Raw genomic sequence first — 26,012 nt, forward strand, 5'->3', positions numbered from 1 at the left:
TCCTAGGCTAGCAGGAGACCCTAATTGGGGTTATTTGGCGATCTCCAGTTGATCGAGGCGCAGCCAAACTGTAGGGGTGGGCACTGGAAATTTAATCTGCGCATAGTCACCGCGAATCTCCACCACCTCGCCTCGTCCCTCAAAGAGATAGGGGGGATAGCGATGATCACTGGCCAAGGCCTCAACACTGTTGGCCAATTTTTCAGCAACGACCTTTACCAAATCTCCCTTTTTAATCGCCATAGGAAACCCTAACGCTGATCAGCCCACATTCTATCCCAAGGAGAATCGCCAAGGGCTTTAAGTCTGTTGATGAATCCAATTGCCAAACCTTAACCAAGGGGAAACGCCACCTCAGTCCTTCACTGCCATTCATCGGGCACTGCCAAAACAGTAGCCCCTAGAAAATGAGCAACAAAAAGAACAGGGGTCTGAACCAAGACGAAGTTCTTTGGCGATAGACTACGCTTAAGCGTCGCATTACGTGAGGGGAACCTTGCATGGACTGTATTCCAGTGATTCTATCGGGGGGAGCCGGAAGTCGCCTTTGGCCATTATCGCGCCAAGCCCATCCCAAGCAGTTTATGCGCTTAACTGCCGAAGGGCAGAGTCTGCTACAACAAACGTGGCAACGCTTGCAGGGTTTACCCCAAGTGCAACCGCCAGTGGTGGTGGCCAATGACGCCCATCGCTTCCTTGTAGCGGAACAATTTCAAGAGCTAGGGGTGACACCAACGCGGATTTTGCTCGAACCCTTGGGGCGCAATACGGCTCCTGCGATTACCCTTGCTGCGCTCTACGTCACAGAAGTCCTCGCCACCGATGCCATTCTTTTGGTGCTACCAGCGGATCATTTAATTCAGGATGTTGCCGCCTTTCAGCAGGGGCTACAACGGGCACTTGCACCCGCCACCAAGGACTGGTTGGTAACGTTTGGCATTACGCCCACCTCTCCCCATACAGGCTACGGCTACATTCGGCGGGGGGAAGCTCTCAGTGAGGCCCACACCTATCGGGTGGCAGAGTTTGTCGAAAAACCCGATTTGGCAACGGCAGAGGCTTATCTAGCGGATGGCCATTACCTTTGGAATAGCGGTATGTTTCTCTTCCGCGCCCAGAGCTTCTTAGCAGAATTGGCACAGCAGCAGCCAGACATTTTGCACCATTGCCGTTTGGCACTGCGGGAGGGACAGGAGGATTTGGACTTTATCCGCTTGGCCACAGCACCCTTGAGTCAGTGTCCCAGTTTATCGGTGGACTATGGGGTGATGGAAAAGACGCAAAAAGCAGCGGTAGTGCCCCTAGAGTGTGGCTGGAGTGATGTGGGGTCTTGGTCAAGTCTCTGGGAGGTGACACCCAAGGATGAATTTGGCAACAGTTGCCGTGGCGATGTTCTCACCTATGGCAGCAAAGATTGCTTTGTCCATAGTCAAAACCGCTTGGTTGCCCTACTGGGGGTGGAAAACCTCATTGTTGTAGAAACCGCTGATGCTGTTCTCATTGCCCATCAGGAGGCGGCACAGCAGGTGAAACAAGTGGTGGAGCAACTGCAAGCCCAAAAGCGCAGTGAGGCTTACAATCATCGCGTAGTCTATCGCCCTTGGGGACATTACGATTCCATTGACACGGGTCATCGCTTTCAAGTGAAGCGGATTACGGTCAAGCCGGGGGCGAGTCTTTCGCTGCAACAGCACCATCACCGCGCAGAACATTGGATTGTTGTCAGTGGTACAGCGGAAGTTACCTGCAATGGCAAAACGTTTCTGCTGACGGAGAATGAGTCCACCTATATCCCTGTGGGCGCTGTGCACCGCTTGGCCAATCCGGGGAAAATTCCCCTTGAAATGATCGAGGTGCAGTCGGGAGCCTACCTTGGCGAAGATGATATTGTCCGCTTTGAGGATCGCTATGGTCGCGAGACAGGGCAATAACCGCTGGGCAAACCCTTAGACCGCCAGCCAAGCGATCGCCACCCCAAGGGCGGAACCAACGATGACTTGAATGGGGGTGTGCCCCAATAACTCCTTGAGGCGGGCTTCTGCCAATTCGTGCCCATCTTGGAAAAATTCATCGACAATTTGATTGAGAATGCGGGCTTGTTTACCGGCTGCTTGGCGTACCCCGGCCGCATCGTACATGACAATGCAGGCAAAGACAACGGCGATCGCAAACTCAATGCTATCCCAGCCCCGCTGCAGCCCTACCCCAGTCGCCAGAGCAGTAACTAGGGCGGAATGGGAACTGGGCATGCCCCCCGTTTCCACCAGAACGCGGAAATTGAGCTTGCGGTGTTTGGCAATGTCAATCAGTAACTTGAGCATTTGGGCGATCGCGCTGGCGGCGAAAGCGACCCAGAGGACATGGTTAGCCAGTAGCTCACGAAGACCGTCCATCATGGTTACGGACAAGGACAAACTCTGCGCCCATCCTAACCCACTTCGGGATCGTTAATGACTGCGGCTGGTAATGTAGTCGGCGATCGCCTGCAAAGGAACGGCGGCTGCCCCATACACAGCCAACTCTGCCTTCGCCTCTGCCACCAAGCGTTCAGCCTCTTGGCGAGATTTTTCCAGACCCCACAGGCGCGGGTACGTCATTTTTTGGGCGGCCACATCTTTACCAACGGTTTTACCGAGGACATCGCGGGTCGAAGTAATATCCAAAATGTCATCCACAATCTGGAACGCCAAGCCAATATTTGCCGCATAGCGCGACAGGCGAGCCACATCAGATTCATTCGCCCCCGTCAGTAATGCCCCAGAAACCACAGAGGCCTCCAGTAATGCCCCCGTTTTGTGGGAGTGGATAAAGTGCAGCGTTTCTAGACCAATGTTCGGCTGCCCTTCACACTCCAAGTCCACCACTTGACCGCCCACCAATCCCGTTGCTGCCACCGCATGCCCCAACCGCGCCACAATTTTCAGCAGATATTCTGCGGGCACGTTTTTCGTTTGTTCCACCACATATTCAAAGGCATAGGCCAGTAAGCCATCCCCCGCCAGAATGGCAATATCTTCGCCATAGACTTTGTGATTTGTAGGCTTGCCACGACGGTAGTCATCATTGTCCATAGCCGGCAGATCATCGTGGATCAGCGACATCGTGTGGATCATCTCTAGGGCACAGGCGGTGGGCATGGCCATTTCCACGGTACCCCCCATCAGTTCACAGGTGGCCAAGCAAAGAATCGGGCGCAGCCGTTTGCCCCCTGCCATCAGTGAATAGCGCATCGCATCGTAAATTTTCTCTGGGTAGGCAACGGGGATCGAGGCTTCGAGGGCCGCTTCCACAAGGGCTTGGCGTTCTTTGAGGTAGGCCTTGAGATCAAATGTGCCGGCGGGATGGACTTGGGGGGGATCAGCGGAAATCATGAACAACTCCTCAGCGTGCGGGCAGCATAGAGGTCAACGAGAGCAGGGGCTTGTGCCAGTTGTGACGGCGACAATAGCTCCATACAGTATTGTGCAACAACATGGCAACGGTCATCGGACCGACGCCCCCCGGAACAGGGGTAATATAACTGGCCACAGCACAGGCAGCCTCATAGTCCACATCGCCCCAGAGACTCGATTTGCCGTCGGGGCGTTGAATGCGATTAATCCCGACATCAATGACCACTGCCCCCGGCCGAATCATGTCGGCAGTAATCCGCCGCGGCTGTCCCATCGCTGTGACTAAAATCTCAGCACTACGGGTGACACTGGCAAGATCACGGGTGCGCGAGTGGGCGATCGTCACCGTTGCATTGGCAGTGAGTAACATCAAGGCCAAGGGCTTGCCGACCAAAATACTGCGACCCACGACCACTGCCGAGCGACCTGCAACATCAATGCCATAGGCGGCCAAAAGCTGCATCACTCCAGCAGGCGTACAACTGCGCAGTCCCGGTTCATCGCGCACGAGCCGACCGAGATTTTCGGGATGCAGGCCATCCACATCTTTATCCGGATGAATCGCGTATAGCAGGGGACGGGGATCAAGGTGGGGCGGTAGGGGCAATTGCAGCAGAATGCCATCCACCCATTCGTCCTGATTTAGCTCAGTAATTCTGGCCAATAAATCCGCTTCTGTAATGGTGGCCGGTAAATGGGCACCAAAGGATTGAATCCCGACGCGGCCACAGGCTTGTTCTTTGGCACGGACATACACGGCACTGGCGGGATCATCGCCAACCCGCAACACCGCCAAGCCGGGCGATCGCCCCCACTGGGCTTGAAACGTCCGCACATGATCAGCCAACTGGCGTTCAATGGACTGGGCTAAGGATTTGCCATCAAGGCAGGCAGCGGAGTTTGCAACCAAAGGACACCTTAAAATTGATCAATCACAAAAGTCTAGGGTTGAGTTGCCGAATGCGTTTCCATCGGTTGGCAACAACATCGAACTAGTTTACCTCAAACAGGGAGCACCAAGGCTAGCATTGATCAAGTTCTCTCTGCTAGGCCACCGCAGATAGGGAATTACGCCAGAAGAGTTAACAAATTGTGCCAAAGGCTTAAGAATCGCTAGGGGCGATCGCCCGAAGGGGAGGTTCGCTCCACTTGAATTTTGGCAATGGCAGGGGTGGTACACAGGTAGGTCAGCACATCCTCCGCACTCATCAGGCGCTTAAGCACCACTTGGCCAATGGTTGAGGCAGGGTCAGGATGGCTGGGCTTCACTTCTACCATGAGAACCATCTCCTCCACTTGGTACAGCCAAAGCTTTTCCTCCCCCTCTAGGATGTAGAGGCAGGTACGGGTGATCACGGGCGATCGCCGCCACGCTTGCTCATTCCAGAGGCCTTGGGGTTCCCACACGCGGCCAATCTGCCACCCCTCAGTGAGGAAAAAGTATTTCATGCCACGGGTGGCGATTCATTCCCTTGGGCACTGGCGGTCTCCTCAGGTTCCATAGAATTAAAACAAGCTGCCGCTATCAGCAAAAAAGGCGTTCCTGGCACTAGGGGTAAAATGAAGCCGACAACCCCAATAATTCCAAAAATCACACCAAGAACCATACGTGCTGTATTACGGATGCTTTTAGTCACAGGCATTCCTTTCGAGTTGCAATAGGCGAGGATGATTCACCTCTAACGTAGCCTGAACCTTGCCTTTTCACAAGTTGCTGGTGCTAAGCTTTATCGAGAATCGCATCCCGCAGATCCATGCCGTCCATTTCTGCTTTGTAGAGGTTTGCCCCCTTAAAGTTAGCACGGCGGGCATTGGCCTTCGACATCTTGGCCGCAATGAGAACCGCATATTCAAAGTTGGCCTCAATGAGACTGGCACTTTCGAGAATCGCTTCTTGCAAAATTGCGCTCTTGAGATCGGCCAAGTGCAGGTTGGCTTGAAAGAGATTGGCACGGGTGAGGTTGGCATAGGCAAGGGTCGCTTCCACTAGGCTCACTCGCCGCAGTAGCGTGCCCACCAAGTTGGCTTGGCGCAGATCGGCCATGGCAATATTTGACTTGTAGAGATCAGCACCCGCTAAGGTAGCCCGCTGTAAACAGGCCCCCTGCAAATCCGCCTCAATCAGGTCACTCATGTAGAGGTTTGCTCCAGCCATGTAGGCATCCTTGAGCAAAGCGTTGCGCAGATCAGCCCCCGCTAAATTTGCCTGATCGAGATTGGCATTGGTGAGGTTGTACAGCTCCAAATTGGCGCCAGTGAGATCGGCTTGTCCCAGATCAGGGCGAATATCACTGTTTTGCTCCCGCCATTGATTCCAAGCGGTAACCCCCTGCTTGAGAAGCTGAAGATGTTGGGGATTGGCCACGATAGTTATCCTTGGGTGCTCGCCTCAGCGTTTTGATAACCATAAAAGTCAATGCGATAGTCAACGATTTTCACGCCAGTTTTTGCTTCAATCTCAGCAATGAGAGAGGGGGGTAGCTCAACGTGAACGTCAATAATTTTCTGGCTATCGAGACAATTGACATGGCTGTGGCTATCACTGATATTGCCGTAAAGGCGTCCATCGGCACGCTCAACGCACTCAATAATGCCATGCTCGGAAAGGGCTTCGAGATTCTGATATACAGAGGTATGGCCGATGTCTTTGCCGGCTTGATTCAGGCGATCGTAGATCTGCCGCGCTGAGAGGTGATCCTTGGCATCCCAGAGCAGTTCGAGAATGGCACGCCGCTGCCGACTGAGGCGCAATCCTAGGCGTTGACAGCGATCGATCGCATCCTCAAGGGAACGAATGGGGGGTAGGGGACTGGGAGCAGGAGACGTGAACACGGCGCTATCCTAAAAAATAAAATTCAAACAGCAGATTTTGCTTAGCTAGGTAGCCTATCGCAGTTAAATCGCAGTTTTAGGGTTATCCATTTGCTAACCTGTAGTCACTATGATAATCAATCCTTTGGTTATAATCAAATTTGCTCCTTGTCAAGGCTGTCAGCCGCTGTTTGAGACAGCAAATAAAACCCCAGAAAGGCAAACATCATGGCAGCGATCGCCTTGACCACCTTCACGGGGATCAATGTGGCAATCCCACTGCCCAAAAGCACACCGAAAAACGTTGTACACACTAAGCCAGAGGCCACGCCTAGAAAGACAGCGGTAGCGGAGCGGGCATTACTCCCTAAAGTAATTGCCACCAGTTGACTCTTGTCCCCCAGTTCTGACAAGAAAACAATCGCAAAACTCACGGCAAAGGATTGCCAGTCCATCCAATTTCTCCAAAGATGTTGCTGCTATAGGGCAGATTAACGGTATGAGCAGTTGCGGTCAACGATCGCTAGTGGCGCAGGGTGGCAGGATCAGCTTAAAACAAGTTACAATTCTTAACATCAATTCTGCTTATAGCCCTGTTCTAAATGGCGGAGGTGCTCATGTTGAATACCACTACTGACGGATCGAGCGCGATCGCACCGGACACCACCTCCTTGAGCAGTCTGGCACAGGCTTGGGCAAAGCGCTATATTACCAACCTCAACACCACCGCCCTTGCGGAGGATGATCCAGCGGTGGTTGCCCCTCGGCTCTTGGCCGAATTGCGGAATGCCAGTGTCAAGGCTTGGCAGCGCACCGAAGGCTTCTTGGCCGCAGAGATGATTCGCCATGGCATCCCAGCGGAACTGGTGGATCCTTGGAGCATCTCCAAAGACATCCATGACATTTATCAGCGCACCCTCAAACTCTACGAAGCCGGCAAGGGCACCCAGCAAATGACCGCCAAGCTGGCTAGTGCCATCAGTGAGATTCGCCGCCGCTATACTGCCGTCGATCCGCGGGTGATTGGCTTTGTCAGTATGCAGTTTCACCACACGGGGGTATTACTGCTAGAAGTGGCACCAACGAGCCAACGTCCGATCCTCAGTAGCTTCTTCAAAGTCATTGATGATCACCTCTACATGCCCTTGCACCGTGCCTATAACGCAGCAGCCAACTACGACTACACTGATCCGGCCTTGGCTTTAGTGCGCCATCTGTTGCCTCAGAGCACGGCGATCGCCACCGCTATTTGTGATCGTGTTGCCGAACTCAACCCCCAGCACCGCTGTTTTAGTGGCCCTTTGACCCAAGCCAGTGTGCGTGTTTCCAGTATTCGCGATGTCGAGATGTTCCAAATCTACCTCTGGGTATGTCTTTTGGAGCAAAGCCTTGGGGCGCTGCAACGGGAACTCTTTCCCCTGTGTTTGATGCTTTATCCTTCGCTGAATGTGACATGGGAGCTAGTGTTTCAAATGGTGCACCTTTTGGGTAAGGAAATACAAACCCGTGCCGCTGGCTATGATACAAGTGTTTTTACCCCCTACTATCTATCTCTCCGAGAAATGTTTGATCCCAAGATTTTTCAAGGACTCCTATGATTCCCAATTTGCAGCAGGTTTCTCTCTCCCCCATTGCCATTGCGGGGTCTGGTCTGTGGGCGATCGCCCTGTACTGGGGCTTTTATCCCACGGGGCAAGCCTTAATACAGCGTTTAGTGACGTGGCTAGGGGGTGAAGCAAACCAAAGTGCCGAATTCTGGGCAGGGATGGTGGGGCTAGTTCCCTTTATTTTGGTGGGGACGGGTTGCTTTATCCTCTGTAGTTTGGGCTTGGGGCAAAGTTGGGCCTTGAGTTTAGGCCTGATGGCAACCATCGGTGGGGCAATCTACGAACTTGGCCGGCGGGATGGCCAGCAATCTTAAGTTGGGTTGCGAGGGAGAATCCGCTAACATTTAGTTAATCTTTTGATTGCTCTCTAGTGTTTCCTGTCCAGGAAGCGCCATTCATTGCCCTTGAGAATACTCACCGGTGATTCAATGAAAGCGTCTGCGGATGCCAGTTCTACCCAAGAAACGACACCGCCGCTCAGTTTGCTCCTGTTTGTTGCCAATCGTCCGGGCGATGAAGAGGAAACCGCTGCTATTCAAGCCCACATTCAGCAACTGCCCTCGAACTTTGGCTTTGAGTTAAAAGTGGTGCCCATAGGTGAGCAGCCCTATCTCCTAGAGGAGTACAAGCTGGTTGCCACGCCTGCCTTGATTAAAGTCCGCCCTGAACCGCGTCAAACCCTTGCTGGTCGCAAGCTACTGCAAAAGGTGGACTATTGGTGGCCGCGCTGGCAGCGGGAAGTGGCTCTTGGCCTACAGGCAGATATGCAAAAGTCGGCAGCGGAGCAGTCCGATTGCTCCATGGAACTCAGCCGCCTCAAGGATGAGCTGTTTCAACTGCGTCAAGAGCGCGATCGCCTTGCCGAACAACTGCAATTCAAAGATCGGATTATTGGCTTGCTGGCCCATGAGTTGCGTAACCCCCTCACTGCTGTTGGCATTGCCCTTGAAACCCTCGAGGCCAACCTTCAGGAAGAGAGCACTCAGCAACTCCATATTGAGGACATCCAACGCCTGTTTCACCATGCCCGCAGTCAAACCCAGATGATGGGACAACTGATTACGGATTTACTCTTAGCGGCGCGCGGGCCCCAAGACAAACTGCAAATTATGGCACGGCAACTGGATCTGCGACAACTGTGCCAAGAAACGGTTGAGGATGTGCGCCTCAATTTTGAACGTAAAAAGCAGCACTTTACCACCGACATTCCCTTGGATTTACCCTTGGTCTATGGCGATGGCGATCGCATTCGTCAGGTCCTTGTCAACCTGCTGGACAATGCCTGTAAATACACTCCTGCAGGGGGCAAAATTCACCTCAGTGCCTTTCACCGCATGACTCAAAAAGTACAAGTTACCGTCTGTGACACTGGCCCCGGTATTCCCATTGAGCAGCAGGAAAAAATTTTTGGCGAGACGGTTCGCCTCGATCGCGATCGCACCATTGAAGGCTATGGCATTGGCCTTGCCCTTTGCCGCCAAATTATTCGTATGCACTACGGCCAGATTTGGGTGGACTCCCAACCGGGAAAAGGCAGTTGCTTTCACTTCACACTGCCCGTTTATAGCTAGCGCTGCCCTTCCTTGACCATGCGGGCGATCGTTTCAGCACGCAGATAGGGATCAGGCCCGAAGGGCAAAATTTCGTAGAACTCGTTATCTGGCAAGCGCATCAGTTGTAGGGATTCCTGCTCGCGATAGATCACATAGACTCCCGGTGGCCATGTTTTGGCACTGCGCACTGGCACAGGAATGTCACGGCGCTCTTCGCCAACGCAGGCAAGGCGTACCACCTGTGTATTGGGACGATAGACCACCTTATCTTCACGGGTGCGCCGAAATAAAAAGCGATCCAAAACCTTGGGTAGAATCTCTGTTTCTGTGCCCCCCAATTGCAAATTCAAATCCAGTAATTTGTCTTCAAGGGTGAGTTCAATGATGTGGGGTTCAGGGACGAGGGGTTGGGAGTGAATCTCAGTGGTCTCTTGGGGTGGTTCGGCGGTAGGTTTCACCTTCTGGACAATTTGGCTGATGTATTCCAGATCCACTGTCGTGATTTTCTTAAAGGTGACAAACCAAGAGAGCAAACTAATGGCTATCCCCGGTTCCAATGTCGTAATCAAGGTTGCTAGATCCAAGTCATCAAGGCGAATGGCCTTAAGAGCAGCATCGGTTTGACCCAAGACAATGGCTTGATCCCCTGCACTTAAGTGCTTGAGACTGCCGTAGAGCAATCCCAAATCAATGGTTTCTTGACAGCCCTGGGTGGAAATGCGATAGGTGATGTCGTAGAGCCAATCCAGTGTCACCAAGTCATGGTTGAGCATCCAGAGGGCAAAGTTAAAGGCCGTTTGGGGAAAGGCAGCTTGGGCAATGCTTTTGACAATGACTTGGGCGCGATCGCGCTGGAGCAAGGTAAGTAAGGCTGCTTGCTTGTCTGCCTTGATTGTCAGTTCATGGTAGCCAAGGAGCGCTTGGAACAATTCCTGATCACTGGGCAGTAATCGAATGGCTGCTGGAGGAGTCATAAGCTTTAGTGTCGCAGATTCGTGTGACCCATTGCCCCTCACCCCATGATGAACGATCCAAAAGGCAACCCTAGCCCTTAATTCCACTATAGAGGGTGGTTAGAATATCTATGCTATCCCCTTACCTTTGCTTCCAATTGGCGCACTCGCTTGAGGAGATCCGGCAGTTGCTTCACTGCGGCTGAAACCTTGAGGTAGAGGGTTTGATCCATGGCTGGAATCCCCCCCATGCGGCTATCTGGGGGGACAGAGCTACTGATGCCGGATTTGGCGGAGACAATGGTGCGATCGCCAATGGTCAAATGACCCGCTGCCCCCACCTGCCCAGCAAGGACGACGTGATTACCAATGTGGGTCGACCCGGCCAAGCCCACTTGGGCACAGAGAATCGAATTTTCACCAATGGTGCAGTTGTGAGCCACCATCGTCAGGTTGTCAATTTTCGTGCCATCCGCCACGCTGGTTTCCCCTAAGGTGGCGCGATCAATCGTTGTGCCGGCACCGATTTCCACATCATTGCCAATGACCACGGTGCCCACTTGGGGAATTTTATAGTGGCGACCATCGGGCAGAGGCACATAGCCAAAACCATCACTACCCAGAACGACACTGTTTTGCAGAATGACGCGATCGCCCAATTGCACCCGCTCCCGCAAGGCACAGTGGCTATAGATACGGCAATCGGCGCCAACCACCACATCATCGTAGAGCGTGCAATGACTATCAATTATCGTGCGATCGCCAATGCGCACGCGATCGCCAATCACGGTATAGGCACCAATGGTCACCTCAGCTCCCAAGACGACATTGGCTCCCAGAATTGCCGTCGGGTGAATTTTGGCGGAGGGTTTGGGTTGCGGATAAAACCATTCAATGCATTGGGCAAAGGCAAGGTAGGGATGGGGCACCCGCAGCAGGGGACAGGCTGCTTCCCCTTGAAAATCGGGACGGACAAACACAGCAGCCGCTGCCGTAGTCTGCAATAGAGCGGTGTACTTCGGATTGGCTAGAAAGGAGATGTCTGTTGCTGTTGCTGTTTCGAGGGGGGCTACCCCCAAAACGGGGCGATCGCCCTGCTCTGGACAGTCGAGGGTTGCCCCAAACCGTTCAGCCACCTCTGCCAACCGCATCTTGCCGTCCTCATCATCGAACTTAAGTTTTAGCTCAGTCTATCAGGTCTCGTTTGTGAAACCAATCAAGAATTTAGTGAAATCGTTCATGCTGAACATTTTATCCTTTGCACGGGTGATATTCATTGAGTGGCAACTTTGTCAATGTGTTTGTTATATTTTTTAACACGTATGCCCGATAACATGGAGTAAGGAGTACGTTCTATGGAGCAACGCTTCCCCGAACTGAATGTTGACCTCAGCTTTGAACAGGAGTTTCAAATGCGGGTGATGGAGGAGCAAGTGAGTGCCATGAGCCTTCAGGAAGCTCGTGAGCTACTGTTGCAAGCCTCTCGCCTATTGATGATGAAAGACAACGTCATTCGCTCCTTGGTCAAACGCGCTGCCTAGGTCACACATGTGTGGGACGGACCTCTTTCTCCACCTTGCTTCCTCCGTCGAATCAAGTAGGGGATAGTGGCCTACCACGCACGGGGCTGAAACTGCGGGTCGTTGAGAATCGTCACCCCATCCCCCGACTGCGCCAACACAAACAAACCTTGCCGATAAGCGTAGCGAGCCACCTCGGGCGGCACAATCATCCCTGCCACGGCACCCAAGAGTTTCGTGCCACGATACTGGTGAGCTAGACGGCGAAATTTCGCAATCCGCTCTAAATGCTCATCAACATCCCCTTGGCTAAGTTTTGTTTTCACTTCGACGAGAACGGCTTCATCGGTGTTAACGACCAACAGATCAATTTCTAAACTCTCGTTGCCGTCTTGAAGAATCACATCACTGTAGAGTTGAGAAACAGCAATTCCCCGACTCTGAAATAAGCGCAACACGGCTGGGCGGACTTGCCACTCCACAAACTCCCCAAGGCGATTGCCCAGTTTGCCAATTTGTTGGTTGAGCTGCCGTGCTTCTTCTCGGAGCAACCGTTCCGTTTCTTGAAAACGCCGGTCAGTCTCTTGGAACCGCCGATCTGTTTCTTGAAATTGCCGTTCAGTCTGCTGAAAAAGCCGATCTGTTTCTTGAAAACGTTGAGCCGTTTCCTGAAATCGCTGTTCAAGATCCTGAAAACGCCGGTCAGTCTCTTGAAATCGCCGATCTGTTTCTTGAAATTGTCGCTCGGTTTCCTGAAATCGGCGTTCTGTTTCCTTTTGAGCCTCCAGTAGCTCTGCCAATAATCGCCAAACATCTTCAGGGGTGTATGCCTGTGTCATTCTGGATTGATAATTGCCAACAAACTGGTGCGTACGTCTTACCATCATAACTTAGGAAACAATACAGAAGCTTGGTAGCCTCAACGCTTCAGTACGAGGGAAAAAACCCAAAAAGGACTTTAGTTCCAGAGGATATAATAAGAATGAGGGCTGACCTTGGTGAAAAAAATAAGCGGTTAGAAGAAGCCTACTGTAAAAATTATTTGCGATCGCTCCCAAGAGGTATTGACTTATGACTTGTCCACTGCTGCTGAGCGTGGTGTTGCTGGGGATATGTTATCCCTTGGCCACGTTGGCGACTCCCCTGCCCCCGATCTTTAATCCCATTTCCCCGACCACTGGCTTTGAATCCTCGGAAATGAACCGCCTTTGGCAAAATCAGTGGCGTTCTAAAGACCGCCGTGAGGCCAGTACGACGCTGCAACCATCCGCTGACAAGGTGCTGCAAATTGAAGTGGATGGCCAACTCCTGACACCCAGCCAAGCTCAACAACTCCTACTGCGCCAAGAATAATCCTGCGGAACTTAAAGACTTAAACTATTAGCGGGAACATTTCACGTACTCGCTATGCCCCTAACCCGTCGTCAAACCCTTGGCCTTCTCGTCGGCAGTGCCGCTACACTCTGGTTGCGATCGCGCCCAGCCGTGGCTGAAGGTGAGCCGTCAGAAATTTATACGCTGCCGCCTTTGCCCTACGGCTACGATGCCCTAGAGCCAGTGATTGATGCGCAGACGATGCAGCTACACCACGACAAACACCATGCGGCCTATGTGAAGACGCTGAACAAGGCACTAACACCCTACCGTCAATGGCACGGCCTAGCCATCGAAGACCTCCTGCGTCACATTGGCCAACTACCCACCGCCATCCAACAAACCGTGCGCAACCACGGCGGCGGCCATGCCAACCATTCCCTCTTTTGGCAAAGTATGGCACCGAATGGGGGCGGTGAACCCACGGGGGAGTTGGCCACAGCAATTGCAGCCACCTTTGGCTCGTTCTCAGCGTTTCAAACCCAGTTTCAGCAGGCAGGTCTAAAGCACTTTGGCAGTGGCTGGGTCTGGCTTGTGCTGACGCCCCAAGGAAATCTGGCCATTACCACCACACTGAACCAAGATTCGCCGCTGATGCAAGGGCAAGTGCCGATCTTGGGCAATGATTTGTGGGAGCATGCCTACTACCTGACCTATCGCAACCGTCGCGATCAGTACCTAGAGGCTTGGTGGCAGGTGGTTAATTGGCCTTGGCTGAGCGATCGCTACGCCCAGATGCGCGCTCTTTTGACTTAGTAAGCAAGGCCTGCTCATGGCGATCGTAGGCATCAATAATTCGCTCGACAAGGGGATGGCGAATCACATCCCCCTTGGTTAGATAACAAAACGCGATCCCTTCGACATCTTTGAGAATTTTCGTGGCCACACTGAGGCCGGAGGTTTGATGTTCTGGTAGATCGGTTTGTGTCAAGTCCCCCGTTACCACCAAGCAGGAGTTAAAACCAATGCGGGTCAAGACCATTTTCATCTGGGCAGGGGTGGTGTTCTGGGCCTCATCGAGGATGACAAAGGCATTATTGAGGGTACGCCCTCGCATATAGGCCAAGGGAGCCACTTCAATCACCCCCCGCTCCATCAGGTTACTAATTTTCTCTGGCTCCACTAGTTCGTAGAGAGCATCGTAGAGGGGACGCAAATAGGGATCAATTTTTTGCTGTAAATCTCCCGGCAAAAAGCCGAGCCGCTCCCCTGCTTCCACCGCAGGCCGTGTCAAAATCAACCGCTCATAAGTACCCGACAGTAGCGCTTGGACGGCTAGAACGGTGGCCAAGAAGGTTTTGCCGGTGCCCGCTGGCCCAATGCCAAAGGTGAGTGTGTGGCTGCGAATGGCTTGAATGTACTGGCGCTGGCGAAAGGTTTTGGCACGAATAATGTCGCCGCGACGGGTGCGAGCCAGAATATCCTGTTGCAGCTCTTGGAGGGCTTCCCGCTGCTGGGTGTCGTAGGCATGGCGGACGGTGAGAATATCTACCCCAGACACAGGACGCCCCTCGCGCCAGAGGGTACCGAGGTCTTGAATCAGTTGTTGGCAGAGTTGGATTTGAGCAGGGGTACCAGTGATGTAGAGATCCCGCCCCCTTAAAACAAGGGTCGCCCCTGTTTGGGCGGCAAAGATGCGCAGGTTGGCTTCTTGCTCACCGACAAGGGCGATCGCACTCTCAGTGCTGTGGAGATCAATCGTGAGGCTTTCCCTCGTGGTCATACCCAAGGCTTAGCGATTGCGCTTGCGGGCGGCCTCCTGTTTGCGTTTGCGGCGCAGGCTGGGTTTCTCGTAACGTTCACGCCGTTTGACTTCCGAAAGAATGCCCGCTTTTTGGATTTTTTTCTTGAATCGCCGTAGAGCGGACTCAATGGATTCGTTTTCACCTAAACGCACTTCAGACACGCGCTAACTTTGCCTCCTTGATGATGGATAAGAACGACGGAATCGCCGGGGGCGATCGCTCCCTTGATGATCTATTTTAGGCGTACTTTTGGCATCGTCATAGACATCTAAGTAAACCTGCTGACCGGCGGCTTGGGCAGCAGCCTGTAGAACTGCTCGAATGGCATGGAGATTGCGACCGCCACGGCCATAGACCCGTCCCTTATCCTCGCCAGCAAAGGCAAGGCGTACCCAGATGCGAGAATTGGCAGGGGAAAATTCCGCATGCAGCCGTAGCGTTTCCGGTGCTTCCATAAAGGGTTCCAGCAGGAAGCGAATCAGGGCAGCGTAGTTGGGGGCAGCCGACTCAGTCATTGCCTATTTTTTGGCAGTTTCGGGGAGAAGATTTGCTTTGACAAACAGCCGCCGCACGGTATCTGTGGGTTGTGCGCCCTGCGCCAAACGCCGCTTGATAGCCTCTTCCTTGAGGCGCACTTCATCACGGATCGGATCATAGAAGCCCAATTCTTCGAGGGCACGCCCATCGCGGCGATCGGTATTGTTCATCGCCACAATCCGATAGGTGGCGTTCCGTTTTTTGCCGTAGCGTTTGAGACGCAGTTTAATCATGTCAGCCTATGGAGATAAAAGGGGCAGATTTTTATCGACAATTTTCTAGTATAACGGACATCCCAAATCGGGTAAAGTAGATTGCGGTTCGAGTTGAGCACTGCCGATGACAAAGACAGCATGGTTATTTCCCGGCCAAGGGTCGCAACATCCAGAAATGATGGCGGATTTGCTGACGGCCTATCCCCCAGCCGAGGAGCGGTGCGCACAGGCAGCGGCGATTTTGGGGTGGTCGGTCATTGAGTGCTGTGCAGGTCGTATCGGTAACTTAGATCAAACCCTCTATACCCAGCCGAGTTTGTTTCTGGTGGAGAGCTTGCTTGTGGATGCCCTCAAGGAACAGGGGGCAAAAGCGGACTTTGTTGCGGGGCATAGTCTCGGCGAATATGTTGCCCTCTATGCGGCGGAGGTTTTTGACTTTACAACAGGACTGAAGTTAGTGCAGCGGCGAGCCGAACTGATGAATGCCGCTGGGGGGGGCAAGATGGTGGCCTTGATTGGCTTTGACCGCGAGCAGTTGCAAGAGGCGATCGCCAGCACAGCCAATGTGGTTCTGGCCAATGATAACCATCCGGGGCAGGTGGTGATTTCGGGGCTGCCGGCAGCGGTGGACGCGGTGCTAGGCAAAATTAAGGTGAAGCGAGCGGTTCCCTTGAATGTGAGTGGGGCTTTTCATTCCCCCTTTATGGCGGAGGCCGCAGCCACATTTGCCACGCTGCTGGAGGAGTGCACCTTCCACGAGGCGATCTTTCCCGTTTTGAACAATGTCGAACCTGAACCGACAACAGATGCAGCGGTGATCAAGGCACGGTTGCAATCGCAGATGACCGGCTCTGTGCGGTGGGTGGACACCTGTCATGCCCTTGCGGCAGCGGGGGTGACCCAAGCCTTTGAAATTGGTCCCGGCAACGTATTGGCAGGCTTGGTTAAACGCACTACCCCAGAGATCACCGTTACCAGCATTGCCACGATCGCTAGTTTGGAGAGCCTTGGGTGAGTCGCGATCGCGAGCCGCTGATCAGCCTGCTCCTCTACCATCTTTTCAAATGGTCAGTGGTGAGTCCACTCCTGCACACCTACTTTCGCGGGCGCATCTATGGTGCCCATCAGGTACCGCTGCGAGGGCCACTGGTGGTGGTAGCCAATCATGCCAGCTACTTTGATCCACCCCTGATTTCTAACTGTGTGCGCCGACCGGTGGCTTGGATGGCCAAGGAGGAATTATTCCAGATTCCCATTTTTCGGACATTGATTCGGTGGTATGGTGCCTATCCTGTGAAGCGGGGAGCCGGCGATCGCCGCGCATTGCAGGCCGCCCTCAAAGCTCTAGAACAGGGTTGGGCAGTGGGGGTCTTTTTGGAGGGCACGCGCACGAAAGATGGGCGCATCTATGATCCGAAATTGGGGGCAGCACTCATTGCCGCCAAAGCTCAGGCGCCTTTATTGCCCGTATGCCTTTGGGGAACCCAAGAGATTCTCAAAAAAGGTGGATTTCCCCGACCCGTTCCCATTACAGTGCGCATTGGTGCTCCCATTCCGCCCCCAGCTTCGGGCGATCGCGCTGCCCTAGAAGCAGTCACACAGCACTGCTGCGAAGTGATCCACCGTCTCCATGACTTGGGTCGCTAGAGCAGACCATCCTTAGCGGCCATCAATTTGAGGAGATCTACCACACGGCAGGAATAGCCCCACTCATTGTCGTACCAAGCCACCACCTTAAAGAAATTGGCATTGAGTTGGATCCCCGCTGTGGTATCAAAGATACTGGAGCGGCCATCACCGATAAAATCACTGGAGACAACCGCCTCTTCGGTATAGCCGAGAATCCCCTTGAGATCCCCCTCAGCCGCTGCCTTCATTGCCGCACAAATCTCGTCATAGCTCGTGGCCTTCTCAGTTTTGAAGGTTAAATCCACCACCGACACATCGGGTGTGGGTACGCGAAAGGCCATCCCCGTCAACCTGCCCCTGAGTTCGGGCAACACCAGTGTCACCGCTTTAGCAGCGCCGGTAGAGGCGGGAATAATATTTTGGCCAGCCCCGCGGCCGCCGCGCCAATCCTTCTTACTAGGACCATCCACCGTCGGTTGGGTTGCGGTAACAGAGTGCACCGTGGTCATTAAGCCCTCAGCTAGCCCAAAGGTTTGATGTAGTACCTTCGCCACCGGTGCCAAGCAATTCGTGGTGCAACTGGCATTGGAGACAATCACATCCACCGCTGGATCAAAGGCCGCATCATTAACACCGACGACAATTGTTTTCACCTTATCGGCATCCTTGGTGGGGGCTGAAATCACCACCCGCTTGGCACCCGCTTGTAAATGCTGAGCCGCCCCCTCATAGCCAGTAAATAGGCCAGTGGATTCAACAATGTAGTCGGCGCCAACCGATCCCCAAGGCAGTTCTGCGGGATTGCGAATGGCCGTACAGGGAATGAACTTACCATCAATTTCGATGCCCTCTGCCGTGGCCTTGACGGTTCCCGGATAGATGCCGTGGGTGGAATCGTACTTAAAGAGGTAGGCAAGGTTATCCGCAGGCACGAGATCGTTAATGCCGACAAACTGAATATTGTCGTAGGCGAGACCCGCCCGTAGCACCAAGCGGCCAATGCGGCCAAAGCCATTAATACCGACTTTCAAGGTCATGAAAACTCTCCCAAGGCAATCAACTAATAACGGGGTAGGGTTGGATCCACTGCCGCAGCATAGGCATCAATACCACCGACAATGTTTTTCACATTACGGAATCCCTGCTGAATCAACCAGTGACCCATTTGCGCTGATCGCACACCGTGGTGGCAGAGTACCAAGGTTTCCCGATCTGGATCAAAGAGCTGGCAAATTTGGGGCGACCATTGGGGAAACGCACTCAAGGGCAAAGGCGTAAAGTGAGGAAGATGGGCGATCGCCCACTCCTCTGGTTCCCGCACATCAATGAGTTGCAAGGTATCCGCCTCTGTGGCTAGGCGTTGCGCTAATTCCACCACTGTGATTTGTCCTAGCATAGCTTCCCCTTGATTCTAGGGGGATAGATCGGGGATGGTACTAAAGTCATCCTTAAGATTTACCTGCCGGCGGTAGGCTTTGGTAGGCCACCTCGATCGCCGTCGGTTGATGAGCCACTTGGGGCACATCTAGTACTGCCGTATTCACCAAGTTAAAGAGGGGATTGGCCAAGATACCCGCCAAGGAGGTGGCAATCACCGTCATCACTAGACCCACCTGCAAAGGACGCATGCCAAAGGTTGACCAAGAAACCTCGGGATAATTTTGCACAGCTAGGGACATTTCTTGGGGTTCCTTGACTACCATCATCTTGACAACACGAATGTAGTAGTAAATCGAGATCACACTCGTTAATAGACCCAGCAGCACCAGACCATAGGCACCGGCTTGCCAACCCGCCCAGAAGAGGTAAATTTTGCCAAAAAAGCCGGCCAAGGGAGGAATCCCCCCCAGAGAAAGCAGACAGAGGCTCAGGCCGAGGGTGAGCAGGGGGTCTTTTTGATAGAGGCCGGCATACTCACTAATTTGATCGGTACCCGTGCGCAGGGAGAAGAGAATCACACAGGTAAAGGCGCCAAGGTTCATGAAGAGGTACACCAGCAGGTAAAAGAGCATACTGGCATAACCTGCCTCAGTGCCAACGACAAAACCAATCATCACAAACCCCGCCTGCCCAATGGAGGAGTAGGCGAGCATCCGCTTCATGCTGGTTTGGGCAAGGGCAACCACATTGCCGAGAATCATGCTGAGGATCGCCAGCACCGTAAAGATGAGTTGCCACTGATCGGTGACACTGGGGAAGGCCAAGGTCAAAAAGCGAATGGCAAGGGCAAACCCAGCCGCTTTGGAGCCAACGGAGAGAAAGGCAACCACAGGCGTAGGGGCACCCTCATAAACATCGGGCGTCCATTGGTGAAAGGGCACTGCTGAAATTTTGAAACTAATGCCAGCAATAACAAACACTAAGGCCACCACCAGACCCAAGGATTCCCCAGAGAGAGCTTGGGCAATTTCTGGTAATTGGGTGTACCCACCGGAGAGGCCATACAACAGTGACGATCCATAGAGGAAAATGGCAGAACTGGCCGCACCAATCAGGAGATATTTCAAGGCGGCTTCGTTGGAGCGGCTATCGCGCTTGGTGTAGCCGGTGAGCAGATAGGAGGCAATACTCAGGGTCTCTAGCGCCACAAAGATAAACGCCAGTTCTTGGGCACCGGCAATGAACATGCCACCCACCGTGGCGGTCAACAGAATCGTCATAAATTCGCCGAGGGAACTGCCGGTTTGCTCCACATAGCGAATGGACATGAGAATCGTGCCGAAGGCTGAAAGGGCAACCAGTCCCCGGAAGAAGAGGCTGAGGTGATCAGAAATAAAGCTGCCAAAGAAACTGACGGTGTCGGGCTGAGTCCACAGGGGAATCATCGTGGCGATCGCTCCCCCTAAACCGACAATGGCAAAGTAGGGGGTCCAGCGATCGGCTTGGCGTCCCTGAATCAAATCTGCTAGGAGGACGACGAGCAGCGTCACAATCACGATGGTTTCCGGCAAAATGGTGCCTGCATTCAGCTGTCCGGCCAGTGTCACCAAATCCATAACTCTTTACGCGCCTTGATGGAATCCCCCATATCTTATCACTCGAATTTTCATTTCATTGTTTGCCAGCGATCGCCTTCTGCTTATGAGTGGGATTAGTTTTTACCAATCTCGGCACTGGCAGAGGTGGTATTTTGATTTTGGGTCAGAGCAATAGCCGCAAAGAGCCGCGATCGCCATCCAACTCTGCTGCGACTCCCACAGGTAAGGCAGCGTTCACCCCCTCATGACCAAAGGGCAAGTCACTGACAATGGGAAGCCCCAAATCCCCTAAGCGATCCTGCAACACCTCAATCAGCCGAAAATTGGGTTGGGTGGTGGGATCCTCACAGCGACTAAAACGACCGAGGGCAATCCCCTGAATCTGATGCAACACACCACTGCAGCGCCACTGCGTCAACATGCGGTCAATGCGATAGGGGGCTTCACCCACATCCTCTAGAGCCAAGATCACATTCTCAAAAGAAGGACAATCAGGCGTCCCCAGTAAATGAGTCGCGACTGTTAAATTCCCCACCAAAAGACGACCCTGCACCACACCGCCCCCCCAACCCGTTCCCAAGAGCGGCTCTAGGGGTTTGCCGCGCACCAGATCAAAAAGCCGCTGCTGACTCCAAAGGGGTTCTGCCGCCAGCGTGGTGAGTACTGGGCCATGGACACCGGCCACCCCTTGGTTAGCATAGCTCCACAGCAAAGCCGTAATATCCGAAAAACCAATCAGCCATTTCGGCAATACCGCTGGCCACTGCCACTGCTCCAACAGACGAGTTGCCCCAAATCCACCCCGCCCGCAGAGAATGCCCTTAATAGAATCATCTTGCAATAAGTGCCGCAGGCGATCGCGCCGCTGTTGATCGGCACCCGCAAGGTAGCCCCAGCCGGCAAAGGCCGCCTCATCGACAATCACCTCATAGCCCTGAGCTTGCCAACAGGCCACTCCCTGCCAAAAAGGTTCCCTTTGGCGGAGGACACCACTGGGAAAGGCGACGGCAAGGCGATCGCCCGGCTGAAGCGGCGGCGGTAATGTTGCAAAGACGGTCACGTTAGAAAAAATTAGAATTGCGGTAAAACTGCAAGCGCCCCGTGCCGATATTTTGACCCATGGCGCGATCGCCCCCCCGAGGAAAGGCTGTCACAGCAAAAAGATACGTCCCATCCCATTGGGGATTGCGCACAGGAGCAACCTCAACCCGCAGGTACCACCCCGGTGGCACAGGGGGATCAAAGGTCACTGTGAGCAGCGCTGAATGGCCATCAAAGGTCACCTCGGCCAAGGGAATCGGCTGGCGGGAGCGATCGCCGATAAAAGCACGGGTACGTTGGGGCAAAAAGTAAATCGTCTCAATGCCGGGCAGTTGTTGAATGTCAAGCCGGGCAAGGGGTTCGCCTGCGGTGGTCGGTATCTGCACAATGAAGTTGTAGGTGGTATTCGTTAGCCACACTTGAGGATAGCGGGTATTGGCTTCAACAAAAATGGGCGGCTGATCAAAGGCCACCCGACCATCGGGAAACTCAACCCCTAGGCTCTGAGGGGTCAAAGCAGCTATGCCCACAAGGGCGATCGCGAAGGGTCGTCGCATCCCTTATTTACCCCGCGAGGGGGGTTCTGTGCCGTGGGCGATCGCGCTACTACAGACCCAGTTTTCCGGCAGTCCGGGGTAACCGCGCCGCAGCGCCTCTGGGCAAATGGTGTAAATCGTCAGTTGGCAATCAATCAATTGCAGACCATACTTCTCCGTCTGCTTCAGAGCCTGCTTGAGAATCGTATCATTGTCGAACTCCATTGTGCGGTTGCATTGCACGCACACCATGTGGTGATGGTGGTGCGGGGACATGGTATTTAATTCATAGTGCTTGTGTCCCTCTGCCAGTTCCAACTCCCGCAGAATACCCATCCGCGACATCAGCTTTACGGTGCGGTAAACGGTGGATAAACTAATGGAGTGTCCCTGTTTGCGCAACTCATGGTGCAGGTCTTCAGCACTCAGGTGATTGCCCTTGGGCAGATTCTGGAAAATATTGAGAATGGTTTCTCGCTGTGGCGTCAACCGCCAGCCCTTCTCATTCAATTCTGCCTTTAAGGCTGCTGCTGTATAAAGTGGCATAGAAGATTCGCTTGATCTGCCGATATTGGTTTGCATGATAGCCGACAACAAGTGTCATTTGCAACAACCCCAGCTTATTGAGAATAATTACAATAGTTTTACTGAAGTTTCTGCAAATGAGTTGCAACGCCCAAGCACCATCTGATCAAATCGATCAAATCAAGTGTTAATGGGTTCAGTGGCGCAGAACCCAGTTCAAAAACCAATCCCTAATTTGTTTGCTAATTTGTTTGCCGTTGCGGCTTGGGTCGCTGGAACTTCGACATTGGAGTAAAGTCTTCGATGGGCACATCCTTGAGTGCCTGACTCATGAAATCCCGCCAAATGGGTGCCATAAAGCCACCCCCCGTTGCCCCCTGCCCGAGGGGTGCATAGTTGTCATTCCCTGCCCAAACAGCCGCTGAGAGTTGTGGCACATAACCAACAAACCAAATATCCCGCTCAGAAGAGGTGGTGCCTGTTTTCCCCGCCGCGGGTCGGCCAATGTTGGCGGCTGTCCCTGTGCCACTGGTGATCACACTCTGCATTGTGTTGTTTAGGGCGGCGGCGGCCCAAGGATCAAGCACGAGTTTGGGGCGCGGTGTGTGATCCAAGAGCAAATTGCCATTGTTATCGGTGACTTGAATGATGGTTGTGGTGGGGGATTGCCAGCCATTGTTGGCGAATGTGGCATAGGCCGCGGCCATTTCCAAGGGCGTTAGATCCACAGCCCCCAGAGGTAGAGAAACCACAGGAAGCATGGGACTGGTAATGCCAAGGGTACGGCAAATTTCAATGACGCGCTCAATGCCCACCTCTTGGCCAAGAACAATCGCAGGAATATTGCGGGACGTGGCCAAAGCCATACGCATAGACATCCCACCCATAAAGGAGCCATCGTAATTTCGCGGCACATACCACCCACTGCCATCGCGATACCTAACGGGTGAGTCGTTAATTCCAGAATCGGGCGTATATTTGCCACTGGCATAGGCAGCATAAAAGACAAAGGGCTTAAAGGCAGACCCCGGTTGACGCATGGCTTGGGTGGCGCGATTAAACTGACTGCGGTTGTAGTCCACACCGCCGACAAGGGCTTTGACATAGTGCGTTCGTGGATCTACTGCCGCCAAGGCCAACTGATCGGCGCGCACACCACTTCCCCGTAGGGTTTGATAGCCGCGTTGGATTGCCTCTTCGGCCATTTTTTGCACCTTGACATCAAGGCTACTTTGTACCCGCATTCCCCCACGGATAACCGCTTCACGACCAAATTGGCGGGTCAACTCCTGCAACACAGCATCCGTAATCCAAGGGCTACGACTGCGCTGGAAGGAGGTAATTTCCCCTAGCTTGATGGGTTCTTGGGCAGCGGCAGCGGCCTCTTGGGGGGTGATCCAATCCAATTCCACCATCCGATCCAGCACCAACTGCTGCCGTTCCTTGGCGAGGTCAAAATCCACAAAGGGGCTATAGGCCTCGGGCGCTTGAATAATGCCAGCCATCATGGCGGCTTCGGCAAGCGTGAGATCAGCGGCATTTTTTTTGAAGTAGCTTTGGGCTGCGGTTTGTACGCCGTAGGTATTGTGTCCCCAATAGACTTGATTGAGGTACATCTCCAAAATTTCATCTTTGCTGAAGATCTGCTCGAGGCGCATGGCCAGAACAGCCTCAGCCACTTTACGGCTAATGGAGCGATCTTGAGACAAAAAGAGATTTTTCACCAATTGCATCGTCAGGGTAGAGCCACCCTGTACGGTACGCCCCGAGGTGAGGTTGACCATCAAGGCACGGGAAATACCAATGGGATTAATACCGCGATGCTGGTAGAAACTACTGTCTTCAATGGCCATCACAGCCAGCTTCAAATTGGGGGAAATTTCGCTGAGGGGAACGACTTCGCGGTTTTCTTCATCGTGAAGGCTGACAAGGAGGGTGCCCTTGACATCGTAAATGTGCGTCGTTTCACTGGGAATGTAGCCCCGCAGCGATCGCACATCCGGCAAATTCCGAAAGCTAATCGCCAAGCCCAGCAGTCCCCCGCCGATCGCCGCACAACCAAAGGTCATCCCCACAAGGAAGGTACGGTTAGCAATGCGCAGGACCCCATGCCAGAAGTTTTCATCCTGGGGGCGAGTTTGGGAGGGGTGTTTGCCAAGGGTAGTGGTGGACACGACAGTCGCTTCCTTACGCCAATTATTTTTTACTTCGTATATGATTTTTTTATTGGAATAAAAGTAAGGGATGGCAAAATTGCCCCGCGATCGCAATTGATTGCTATCATAGCCATCCTAGACCAGAAAATGTCCCAGCCCAATTCCATGATGTCTTCAGATCTTGAGGCCACAATTGCCCGGCTCCAGCGCGGCGTTGTCGAAACGTTTCCCCATGTCCCTGATTCCACCAAACCCGAAGAAAATCTCTGGGCCTATTTGCGGCAAACGGAGCGCCCGCTGCGGGTTAAGCTTGGCATTGATCCCACCGGCAGCGAAATTCACCTTGGCCACAGTATTGTGCTGCGCAAGCTGCGGCAGTTTCAGGATGCGGGTCACTGTGCCGTACTGATTATTGGTGACTTTACGGCTCAAATTGGCGATCCCACAGGAAAGTCCGAGGTGCGCAAACAACTCAGCCCCGAAGAAGTGGCTGCCAATGTGCAAACCTACCTTGAGCAGGTGAAACCCATTTTGGATTTTGAGACCCCCGGCCGCTTAGAAATTCGCTACAACTCGGAGTGGCTCGCTAAACTGGACTTGCGGAAAATTCTTGAGCTACTGGGAACTATGACTGTTGGCCAAATGCTGGCCAAGGAGGGGTTTGCCGAACGCTACGCCAAGGAAACGCCCATTTTTCTCCATGAGTTTCTCTATCCCCTCATGCAGGGCTATGATTCGGTGGCGGTGGCCGCAGATGTCGAGTTGGGGGGGACGGATCAAAAGTTCAATATTGCTGTCGGTCGCGATTTACAGCGCCATTTTCGCTTGCCCACCGTGCAATTTGGTCTGCTGATGCCGATCCTAGTGGGCACGGACGGAGTACAGAAAATGTCGAAGTCCCTTGGCAACTATGTGGCGCTTACGGAATCGGCAGCCAGTATGTACTCCAAGCTGGAAAAAATTCCCGATGCCTTGGTGAACCAATACATTGAGTTGCTCACGGATTTGCCCTTGGACAGTTTACCCCCCAATCCCCGCGATCGCCAGAAGGCCTTGGCCCTAGAAGTCGTGAGTCAATATCATGGGCGCGATCTCGCCCTGCAAACCCAAGCGGAACTAGCCGCGATCGTCACCCAAGGGCAAACGGCACAGGCGGGATCGATTCCAGAGTATTCCCTTGGGGAGTTTCAGTTTCCTGTGAAGCTGACTTATGTGCTCAGTCACACCAAGCTCTGCCCCAGTAGCAGCGAAGCGCGGCGGCAAATCCAAGGGGGTGGGGTGCGTCTCAACGGCGAAAAAGTTACGGATGTGGACTTTACCCTCACGGCACCGGAACCCTATGTGAACCAAGTGCTGCAAGTGGGTAAGAAAAAATTCCTGCGCTTTCTACCTTAGGTGGCGGTTGGCATTCTCTGCCAGAATGAAGATGAGGTGGTGCAG

The 26,012-nt window shown here is 53.4% G+C and carries 32 protein-coding genes; 10 read left to right on the forward strand and 22 right to left on the reverse strand.

Annotated features, from left to right (window positions below; genetic code table 11):
- Window positions 1-30: 30 nt before the first annotated feature.
- On the reverse strand, window positions 31-243 hold the full coding sequence (ndhO, locus tag RHP47_RS06150; protein WP_149819138.1) for a photosynthetic/respiratory NAD(P)H-quinone oxidoreductase subunit O: 213 nt from the start codon (window positions 241-243) through the stop codon (window positions 31-33).
- 257 nt (window positions 244-500) lie between these two features.
- Between ndhO and RHP47_RS06155 the strand changes: the two genes are divergently transcribed.
- Window positions 501-1,931, forward strand: coding sequence for a mannose-1-phosphate guanylyltransferase/mannose-6-phosphate isomerase (locus tag RHP47_RS06155; protein WP_149819140.1), 1,431 nt, complete (start codon window positions 501-503; stop codon window positions 1,929-1,931).
- 15 nt (window positions 1,932-1,946) lie between these two features.
- On the opposite strand, the gene RHP47_RS06160 is transcribed toward RHP47_RS06155, so the two are convergent.
- The 7 genes from RHP47_RS06160 to RHP47_RS06190 all read right to left on the reverse strand — a co-directional run bounded on the left by RHP47_RS06160 (window position 1,947) and on the right by RHP47_RS06190 (window position 6,658).
- Window positions 1,947-2,396 (reverse strand): divergent PAP2 family protein, encoded by a 450-nt coding sequence (locus RHP47_RS06160; RefSeq protein WP_149819142.1) that lies wholly within the window; start codon window positions 2,394-2,396, stop codon window positions 1,947-1,949.
- Window positions 2,397-2,447: 51 nt separating this feature from the next.
- Window positions 2,448-3,371, reverse strand: coding sequence for a geranylgeranyl diphosphate synthase CrtE (gene crtE / locus RHP47_RS06165; protein ID WP_149819144.1), 924 nt, complete (start codon window positions 3,369-3,371; stop codon window positions 2,448-2,450).
- Window positions 3,372-3,381: 10 nt separating this feature from the next.
- Window positions 3,382-4,302 (reverse strand): bifunctional methylenetetrahydrofolate dehydrogenase/methenyltetrahydrofolate cyclohydrolase FolD, encoded by a 921-nt coding sequence (folD, locus tag RHP47_RS06170; RefSeq protein WP_310841320.1) that lies wholly within the window; start codon window positions 4,300-4,302, stop codon window positions 3,382-3,384.
- A 203-nt stretch (window positions 4,303-4,505) separates the two neighbouring features.
- The gene (locus tag RHP47_RS06175) at window positions 4,506-4,841 is read right to left on the reverse strand and encodes a hypothetical protein (protein WP_149819148.1); all 336 of its coding nucleotides are present in this window, start codon (window positions 4,839-4,841) and stop codon (window positions 4,506-4,508) included.
- Window positions 4,842-5,112: 271 nt separating this feature from the next.
- The gene (locus tag RHP47_RS06180; protein ID WP_149819152.1) at window positions 5,113-5,757 is read right to left on the reverse strand and encodes a pentapeptide repeat-containing protein; all 645 of its coding nucleotides are present in this window, start codon (window positions 5,755-5,757) and stop codon (window positions 5,113-5,115) included.
- A gap of 5 nt (window positions 5,758-5,762) precedes the next feature.
- A complete protein-coding gene (locus RHP47_RS06185) occupies window positions 5,763-6,224 on the reverse strand; it encodes a Fur family transcriptional regulator (protein WP_149819154.1) in 462 nt (153 codons plus the stop codon).
- A 134-nt stretch (window positions 6,225-6,358) separates the two neighbouring features.
- Window positions 6,359-6,658 carry a TMEM165/GDT1 family protein gene (locus tag RHP47_RS06190; RefSeq protein WP_149819156.1) on the reverse strand — a complete coding sequence of 100 codons (300 nt, stop codon included), beginning with the start codon at window positions 6,656-6,658 and terminating at the stop codon, window positions 6,359-6,361.
- Window positions 6,659-6,820: 162 nt separating this feature from the next.
- Here RHP47_RS06190 and RHP47_RS06195 point away from each other — a divergent pair, with 162 nt between their 5' ends.
- The 3 genes from RHP47_RS06195 to RHP47_RS06205 all read left to right on the forward strand — a co-directional run bounded on the left by RHP47_RS06195 (window position 6,821) and on the right by RHP47_RS06205 (window position 9,381).
- A complete protein-coding gene (locus tag RHP47_RS06195; protein ID WP_286649970.1) occupies window positions 6,821-7,801 on the forward strand; it encodes a hypothetical protein in 981 nt (326 codons plus the stop codon).
- Window positions 7,798-8,124: a hypothetical protein gene (locus RHP47_RS06200; protein WP_149819160.1), complete on the forward strand. Its 327-nt coding sequence runs from the start codon at window positions 7,798-7,800 to the stop codon at window positions 8,122-8,124. The genes RHP47_RS06195 and RHP47_RS06200 overlap by 4 nt, the downstream gene beginning before the upstream one ends.
- Window positions 8,125-8,238: 114 nt before the next feature.
- Window positions 8,239-9,381: a histidine kinase gene (locus tag RHP47_RS06205; protein WP_149819162.1), complete on the forward strand. Its 1,143-nt coding sequence runs from the start codon at window positions 8,239-8,241 to the stop codon at window positions 9,379-9,381.
- Here the strand turns inward: RHP47_RS06205 and RHP47_RS06210 are convergent.
- Both RHP47_RS06210 and lpxD read right to left on the reverse strand, forming a co-directional pair.
- Window positions 9,378-10,337: a hypothetical protein gene (locus RHP47_RS06210; RefSeq protein WP_149819164.1), complete on the reverse strand. Its 960-nt coding sequence runs from the start codon at window positions 10,335-10,337 to the stop codon at window positions 9,378-9,380. The two genes, RHP47_RS06205 and RHP47_RS06210, sit on opposite strands and share 4 nt — an antisense overlap.
- A 113-nt stretch (window positions 10,338-10,450) precedes the next feature.
- Window positions 10,451-11,467 (reverse strand): UDP-3-O-(3-hydroxymyristoyl)glucosamine N-acyltransferase, encoded by a 1,017-nt coding sequence (gene lpxD, locus RHP47_RS06215; protein ID WP_286627076.1) that lies wholly within the window; start codon window positions 11,465-11,467, stop codon window positions 10,451-10,453.
- A gap of 204 nt (window positions 11,468-11,671) precedes the next feature.
- Between lpxD and RHP47_RS06220 the strand changes: the two genes are divergently transcribed.
- A complete protein-coding gene (locus RHP47_RS06220) occupies window positions 11,672-11,857 on the forward strand; it encodes an NblA/ycf18 family protein (RefSeq protein ID WP_024125509.1) in 186 nt (61 codons plus the stop codon).
- A gap of 71 nt (window positions 11,858-11,928) precedes the next feature.
- Here RHP47_RS06220 and RHP47_RS06225 read toward each other — a convergent pair whose 3' ends face one another.
- Window positions 11,929-12,675: a hypothetical protein gene (locus RHP47_RS06225; protein ID WP_286627078.1), complete on the reverse strand. Its 747-nt coding sequence runs from the start codon at window positions 12,673-12,675 to the stop codon at window positions 11,929-11,931.
- Window positions 12,676-12,907: 232 nt separating this feature from the next.
- Between RHP47_RS06225 and RHP47_RS06230 the strand changes: the two genes are divergently transcribed.
- Both RHP47_RS06230 and RHP47_RS06235 read left to right on the forward strand, forming a co-directional pair.
- On the forward strand, window positions 12,908-13,189 hold the full coding sequence (locus tag RHP47_RS06230) for a hypothetical protein (protein WP_149819170.1): 282 nt from the start codon (window positions 12,908-12,910) through the stop codon (window positions 13,187-13,189).
- A 54-nt stretch (window positions 13,190-13,243) separates the two neighbouring features.
- Complete coding sequence (locus tag RHP47_RS06235; protein WP_149819172.1) at window positions 13,244-13,966, forward strand: superoxide dismutase; 723 nt, start codon at window positions 13,244-13,246, stop codon at window positions 13,964-13,966.
- Here RHP47_RS06235 and RHP47_RS06240 read toward each other — a convergent pair.
- From RHP47_RS06240 to rpsP, 4 genes are read right to left on the reverse strand one after another with little or no spacing between them, the layout of a single operon-like run.
- Window positions 13,911-14,933, reverse strand: a complete 1,023-nt coding sequence (locus RHP47_RS06240) for a PhoH family protein (RefSeq protein WP_149819174.1) — start codon at window positions 14,931-14,933, stop codon at window positions 13,911-13,913. The two genes, RHP47_RS06235 and RHP47_RS06240, sit on opposite strands and share 56 nt — an antisense overlap.
- 9 nt (window positions 14,934-14,942) lie before the next feature.
- Entirely contained in the window at window positions 14,943-15,116 is a 174-nt protein-coding gene (gene rpsU, locus RHP47_RS06245; RefSeq protein ID WP_015126245.1) for a 30S ribosomal protein S21, read from the reverse strand.
- A 3-nt stretch (window positions 15,117-15,119) separates the two neighbouring features.
- On the reverse strand, window positions 15,120-15,470 hold the full coding sequence (locus RHP47_RS06250; protein WP_149819176.1) for a KH domain-containing protein: 351 nt from the start codon (window positions 15,468-15,470) through the stop codon (window positions 15,120-15,122).
- A gap of 3 nt (window positions 15,471-15,473) precedes the next feature.
- On the reverse strand, window positions 15,474-15,725 hold the full coding sequence (rpsP, locus tag RHP47_RS06255) for a 30S ribosomal protein S16 (RefSeq protein WP_149819178.1): 252 nt from the start codon (window positions 15,723-15,725) through the stop codon (window positions 15,474-15,476).
- Window positions 15,726-15,831: 106 nt separating this feature from the next.
- Here rpsP and fabD point away from each other — a divergent pair, with 106 nt between their 5' ends.
- Together fabD and RHP47_RS06265 are read left to right on the forward strand one after the other, a co-directional pair.
- The gene (fabD, locus tag RHP47_RS06260) at window positions 15,832-16,722 is read left to right on the forward strand and encodes an ACP S-malonyltransferase (RefSeq protein WP_310841325.1); all 891 of its coding nucleotides are present in this window, start codon (window positions 15,832-15,834) and stop codon (window positions 16,720-16,722) included.
- Complete coding sequence (locus RHP47_RS06265) at window positions 16,719-17,354, forward strand: 1-acyl-sn-glycerol-3-phosphate acyltransferase (RefSeq protein ID WP_286627084.1); 636 nt, start codon at window positions 16,719-16,721, stop codon at window positions 17,352-17,354. The genes fabD and RHP47_RS06265 overlap by 4 nt, the downstream gene beginning before the upstream one ends.
- Here the strand turns inward: RHP47_RS06265 and gap are convergent.
- The 7 genes from gap to RHP47_RS06300 form a co-directional block, all read right to left on the reverse strand.
- Window positions 17,351-18,373, reverse strand: coding sequence for a type I glyceraldehyde-3-phosphate dehydrogenase (gene gap / locus RHP47_RS06270; RefSeq protein ID WP_310841328.1), 1,023 nt, complete (start codon window positions 18,371-18,373; stop codon window positions 17,351-17,353). The genes RHP47_RS06265 and gap overlap by 4 nt on opposite strands.
- Before the next feature lie 23 nt (window positions 18,374-18,396).
- A complete protein-coding gene (locus RHP47_RS06275) occupies window positions 18,397-18,732 on the reverse strand; it encodes a rhodanese-like domain-containing protein (protein WP_149819186.1) in 336 nt (111 codons plus the stop codon).
- Window positions 18,733-18,784: 52 nt separating this feature from the next.
- Window positions 18,785-20,332, reverse strand: a complete 1,548-nt coding sequence (locus RHP47_RS06280) for an NAD(P)H-quinone oxidoreductase subunit N (RefSeq protein WP_310841329.1) — start codon at window positions 20,330-20,332, stop codon at window positions 18,785-18,787.
- A 145-nt stretch (window positions 20,333-20,477) separates the two neighbouring features.
- Window positions 20,478-21,374 carry an LD-carboxypeptidase gene (locus tag RHP47_RS06285; protein ID WP_310841330.1) on the reverse strand — a complete coding sequence of 299 codons (897 nt, stop codon included), beginning with the start codon at window positions 21,372-21,374 and terminating at the stop codon, window positions 20,478-20,480.
- Window position 21,375: 1 nt separating this feature from the next.
- Window positions 21,376-21,912: a DUF2808 domain-containing protein gene (locus RHP47_RS06290; protein WP_286669070.1), complete on the reverse strand. Its 537-nt coding sequence runs from the start codon at window positions 21,910-21,912 to the stop codon at window positions 21,376-21,378.
- Window positions 21,913-21,915: 3 nt separating this feature from the next.
- Entirely contained in the window at window positions 21,916-22,437 is a 522-nt protein-coding gene (locus tag RHP47_RS06295; RefSeq protein WP_190278270.1) for a transcriptional repressor, read from the reverse strand.
- Between the two features lie 221 nt (window positions 22,438-22,658).
- A complete protein-coding gene (locus RHP47_RS06300) occupies window positions 22,659-24,590 on the reverse strand; it encodes a transglycosylase domain-containing protein (protein WP_149819196.1) in 1,932 nt (643 codons plus the stop codon).
- Between the two features lie 150 nt (window positions 24,591-24,740).
- Between RHP47_RS06300 and tyrS the strand changes: the two genes are divergently transcribed.
- Window positions 24,741-25,967 (forward strand): tyrosine--tRNA ligase, encoded by a 1,227-nt coding sequence (gene tyrS, locus RHP47_RS06305; protein WP_286627167.1) that lies wholly within the window; start codon window positions 24,741-24,743, stop codon window positions 25,965-25,967.
- Window positions 25,968-26,012 lie beyond the last annotated feature (45 nt).

It is taken from the genome of Thermosynechococcus sp. QKsg1, from assembly GCF_031586415.1.
Taxonomy (GTDB): Bacteria; Cyanobacteriota; Cyanobacteriia; order Thermosynechococcales; family Thermosynechococcaceae; genus Thermosynechococcus.

Excerpts from the sequence above, each read along its gene's own strand:
- ndhO (WP_149819138.1), bottom strand. The coding sequence starts at position 243 with ATGGCGATTAAAAAGGGAGATTTGGTAAAGGTCGTTGCTGAAAAATTG.
- RHP47_RS06250 (WP_149819176.1), bottom strand. The coding sequence starts at position 15,470 with ATGACTGAGTCGGCTGCCCCCAACTACGCTGCCCTGATTCGCTTCCTG.
- RHP47_RS06195 (WP_286649970.1), top strand. The coding sequence starts at position 6,821 with ATGTTGAATACCACTACTGACGGATCGAGCGCGATCGCACCGGACACC.
- lpxD (WP_286627076.1), bottom strand. The coding sequence starts at position 11,467 with ATGCGGTTGGCAGAGGTGGCTGAACGGTTTGGGGCAACCCTCGACTGT.
- gap (WP_310841328.1), bottom strand. The coding sequence starts at position 18,373 with ATGACCTTGAAAGTCGGTATTAATGGCTTTGGCCGCATTGGCCGCTTG.
- RHP47_RS06190 (WP_149819156.1), bottom strand. The coding sequence starts at position 6,658 with ATGGACTGGCAATCCTTTGCCGTGAGTTTTGCGATTGTTTTCTTGTCA.
- RHP47_RS06220 (WP_024125509.1), top strand. The coding sequence starts at position 11,672 with ATGGAGCAACGCTTCCCCGAACTGAATGTTGACCTCAGCTTTGAACAG.
- RHP47_RS06230 (WP_149819170.1), top strand. The coding sequence starts at position 12,908 with ATGACTTGTCCACTGCTGCTGAGCGTGGTGTTGCTGGGGATATGTTAT.
- RHP47_RS06205 (WP_149819162.1), top strand. The coding sequence starts at position 8,239 with ATGAAAGCGTCTGCGGATGCCAGTTCTACCCAAGAAACGACACCGCCG.
- RHP47_RS06235 (WP_149819172.1), top strand. The coding sequence starts at position 13,244 with ATGCCCCTAACCCGTCGTCAAACCCTTGGCCTTCTCGTCGGCAGTGCC.
- tyrS (WP_286627167.1), top strand. The coding sequence starts at position 24,741 with ATGTCTTCAGATCTTGAGGCCACAATTGCCCGGCTCCAGCGCGGCGTT.
- RHP47_RS06275 (WP_149819186.1), bottom strand. The coding sequence starts at position 18,732 with ATGCTAGGACAAATCACAGTGGTGGAATTAGCGCAACGCCTAGCCACA.
- RHP47_RS06175 (WP_149819148.1), bottom strand. The coding sequence starts at position 4,841 with ATGAAATACTTTTTCCTCACTGAGGGGTGGCAGATTGGCCGCGTGTGG.
- rpsP (WP_149819178.1), bottom strand. The coding sequence starts at position 15,725 with ATGATTAAACTGCGTCTCAAACGCTACGGCAAAAAACGGAACGCCACC.
- RHP47_RS06290 (WP_286669070.1), bottom strand. The coding sequence starts at position 21,912 with ATGCGACGACCCTTCGCGATCGCCCTTGTGGGCATAGCTGCTTTGACC.
- crtE (WP_149819144.1), bottom strand. The coding sequence starts at position 3,371 with ATGATTTCCGCTGATCCCCCCCAAGTCCATCCCGCCGGCACATTTGAT.
- RHP47_RS06155 (WP_149819140.1), top strand. The coding sequence starts at position 501 with ATGGACTGTATTCCAGTGATTCTATCGGGGGGAGCCGGAAGTCGCCTT.
- RHP47_RS06240 (WP_149819174.1), bottom strand. The coding sequence starts at position 14,933 with ATGACCACGAGGGAAAGCCTCACGATTGATCTCCACAGCACTGAGAGT.
- RHP47_RS06225 (WP_286627078.1), bottom strand. The coding sequence starts at position 12,675 with ATGACACAGGCATACACCCCTGAAGATGTTTGGCGATTATTGGCAGAG.
- RHP47_RS06160 (WP_149819142.1), bottom strand. The coding sequence starts at position 2,396 with ATGATGGACGGTCTTCGTGAGCTACTGGCTAACCATGTCCTCTGGGTC.
- RHP47_RS06200 (WP_149819160.1), top strand. The coding sequence starts at position 7,798 with ATGATTCCCAATTTGCAGCAGGTTTCTCTCTCCCCCATTGCCATTGCG.
- RHP47_RS06210 (WP_149819164.1), bottom strand. The coding sequence starts at position 10,337 with ATGACTCCTCCAGCAGCCATTCGATTACTGCCCAGTGATCAGGAATTG.
- RHP47_RS06295 (WP_190278270.1), bottom strand. The coding sequence starts at position 22,437 with ATGCCACTTTATACAGCAGCAGCCTTAAAGGCAGAATTGAATGAGAAG.
- RHP47_RS06280 (WP_310841329.1), bottom strand. The coding sequence starts at position 20,332 with ATGGATTTGGTGACACTGGCCGGACAGCTGAATGCAGGCACCATTTTG.
- fabD (WP_310841325.1), top strand. The coding sequence starts at position 15,832 with ATGACAAAGACAGCATGGTTATTTCCCGGCCAAGGGTCGCAACATCCA.